General features: G+C 40.1%; 3 protein-coding genes. All 3 read left to right on the plus strand.

Going from position 1 to position 2,705, the window contains the following annotated elements; all coding sequences use genetic code 11:
- Positions 1 to 887 (plus strand): C40 family peptidase (locus tag AC1DRF_RS22205; protein ID WP_477741710.1); only part of this gene is annotated, 887 nt, incomplete at its 5' end.
- Positions 888 to 899: 12 nt separating this feature from the next.
- Positions 900 to 1,907, plus strand: coding sequence for an ABC transporter ATP-binding protein (locus AC1DRF_RS22210; RefSeq protein WP_043979393.1), 1,008 nt, complete (start codon positions 900 to 902; stop codon positions 1,905 to 1,907).
- A gap of 14 nt (positions 1,908 to 1,921) precedes the next feature.
- Entirely contained in the window at positions 1,922 to 2,683 is a 762-nt protein-coding gene (locus AC1DRF_RS22215) for a serine hydrolase (RefSeq protein WP_427075430.1), read from the plus strand.
- Positions 2,684 to 2,705 lie beyond the last annotated feature (22 nt).

The raw sequence follows: 2,705 nt of genomic DNA on the forward strand, positions 1-2,705 counted from the left end.
ACGTTTGTGTAGCTGTGGCGACTGTTTGGACTTCCTATGACTCTAGCAGAGAAATAGATGACAATGCAATAAGTGTCCCAGTAAAACTGGATAAATGGCTAGAACAATTAACGTATACACGCCGGTTGGAGCTTTGTGAGAAAAATTTAGTTCAAACGCAGCTGTTACTAGGAGAAGAAGTATATGTAACAGAAATGAAAGGTAAATGGGCAAAAATCGTTATTCCTTCTCAGTTTTCTTCTAAAGATGAAAGAGGATATCCCGGGTGGGTTCCTTTTCACCAACTGATTTCTCAAACTGAATATTTTCCGTTGAATAAACCAACGGCGGTGGTATCAGCAACGATTGCGACCCTGCACCTAGCGGAAGAAGCCTTGCAAATTAGTTATCAAACGCAGCTGCCTCTTTTAAAAGAAGATAAAGAATGGCTAGAAGTTCAAACGCCGGTTGGCAGTGGGAGAATAAAACGTCAAGATGCTGTTGTAATAGAGGATAGAAACCGTAAACTAAAAGGAACTGGGGATAGGATTATTGCAGCAGGAGAACAGTTTTTGAATCTTCCATATTTATGGGGTGGCATGAGTGCCTGGGGATATGATTGTTCCGGGTTTGCCTATGCTACTCATAAAGCAAACGGATATCTTATTCCAAGGGATGCAACCGATCAAGCAAGGCAAGGAAAAGAAGTGGGGTTAGCCTCTATTCAACCTGGAGATTTGCTGTTTTTCGCTCATGAAAAAGGTGAAGCGTCTATCCACCATGTTGGTATTTATTATGGTGAAGGAAAAATGCTTCATTCACCTAAAACAGGTAAAACCGTTGAACTGATTGAATTAAAAGAAACGCTTTATGAAGAAGAGCTGTGCGCAGCCCGGCGCTATTATTAGGAGGTGGCAGTTATGACAGCGAAGCATTTGTTAGAAGTAAAGCAGCTGAGCAAATATTTTTCGATTACGAATAAGCAGGTTTTGAAAGCAGTAGACGGCGTGTCTTTTCATATTTCAAAAGGAGAAACCTTTGGACTTGTTGGTGAATCCGGCTGCGGAAAATCAACTGCGGGGCGAACAATCATTGGGTTGTATAACCGTACATCAGGAGAGGTGCTTTATAAAGGGAAAAACGTGCATGAGCTATCAGAGAAAGAAAAATTTGCTTTTCATCGTAATATGCAAATGATTTTTCAAGATCCATATGCTTCACTAAACCCTCGTTCTACCGTGAAGGAGATTATCTCAGAACCAATGGAGGTTCACGGACTTTATTCGAATAAAAAAGAGATGCTGAACCGCGTGTATGAGCTGCTAGAAGATGTCGGGCTAAACCGTGATCATGCCAATCGCTATCCTCATGAATTCAGCGGCGGGCAGCGCCAGCGTATAGGGATTGCGAGAGCTTTAGCACTAAATCCAGAATGCATTATTGCAGACGAACCTATTTCTGCTTTAGATGTGTCTGTACAGGCTCAAGTAGTTAATTTATTAAAAAAACTCCAAAAAGAAAAAGGGTTAACCTATTTATTTATTGCACATGACTTGTCGATGGTAAAGCATATAAGCAATCGTATTGGAGTTATGTATTTAGGGCATTTAGTAGAATTAACAACAAGTTCGGAGCTGTATCAAAAACCGCTTCACCCTTACACTCAAGCTCTACTGTCAGCTATTCCTATCCCTGATCCTGACGTTGAGGATAATCGGAAGCGGATTGTTCTTAAAGGAGAATTACCGAGTCCAATTAACCCGCCCTCTGGCTGCGTGTTTAATACGCGCTGTCCTCTTGCAGTAGCAGCCTGTAAGACTCAAAAGCCAGAGTGGCAGGAAGTTGAAGACAATCACTTTGTATCTTGTCACTTATACAATCAAAAGATAATGAGTAACAACTATATTGAAACAGCTGCGACAAAATGATGGAAAGAGCGAGAATGAAAATCGAAGATGCAGTTACTACATGGAAGCGGAGTAATAATGGACTTATACGTATTCATATTGAAGGAAAAGAATCCATACAGATTAATTCTTTTATCCAACAACGAGCAGCAAGTACAATCAAGCTGCTGCTTGCAATAGAAGCGTTTCGTCAAATTGATGCGGGCATCTTGGCTTTACCATCTGTCATTCAAAGAATGGAAAAAAACACGGTTGGCGGAGCAGGCGTACTTAGAGCTCTTCCGCGGTTAACACATATTAAAGTAGAAGAGCTGCTTACCCTTATGATAATTGTTTCTGACAACACAGCTACAAATGAACTCATTTCTTTAGTAAGATTTGAAAAAATTAACGAATGTGCTAAAAATCTAGGATCAAAGAAAACCGTTTTAAACCGCTATATGATGGACGAAATCGCTGTTGAAAAAGGGATTGATAATTATACGTGTGCCTCTGACGTAGTAAAGTGTCTAAGGGAAATATATGAAGGAAACCTTTTGCAAAAATCTAGTCGCGAAAAAATAATGAGAATGTTAGAAATGCAGCAGTTTCAGCATAAGCTTCCAGCACGTATAGGATCAGCGTTTCAAGCTGCGAATAAGACTGGAGAACTACAGGGAGCAGAACATGATAGTGCTATTCTCATGCGAGGTAACGAAACATATTATGCCGTTGTTTTGATAGATGGACTAAGTGACAATGAACAGGGAAGGAGATTAATTGCTGATATTGGATATCTTCTGTCATCTAACATCTAAAAATCTTTTGACCATATACTTC

Source organism: Priestia sp. P5_B4 (assembly GCF_056400385.1).

Bases quoted from the DNA above. Each gene is read 5' to 3' on its own strand.
- AC1DRF_RS22210 (WP_043979393.1), top strand. From the start codon at position 900: ATGACAGCGAAGCATTTGTTAGAAGTAAAGCAGCTGAGCAAATATTTT.
- AC1DRF_RS22215 (WP_427075430.1), top strand. From the start codon at position 1,922: ATGAAAATCGAAGATGCAGTTACTACATGGAAGCGGAGTAATAATGGA.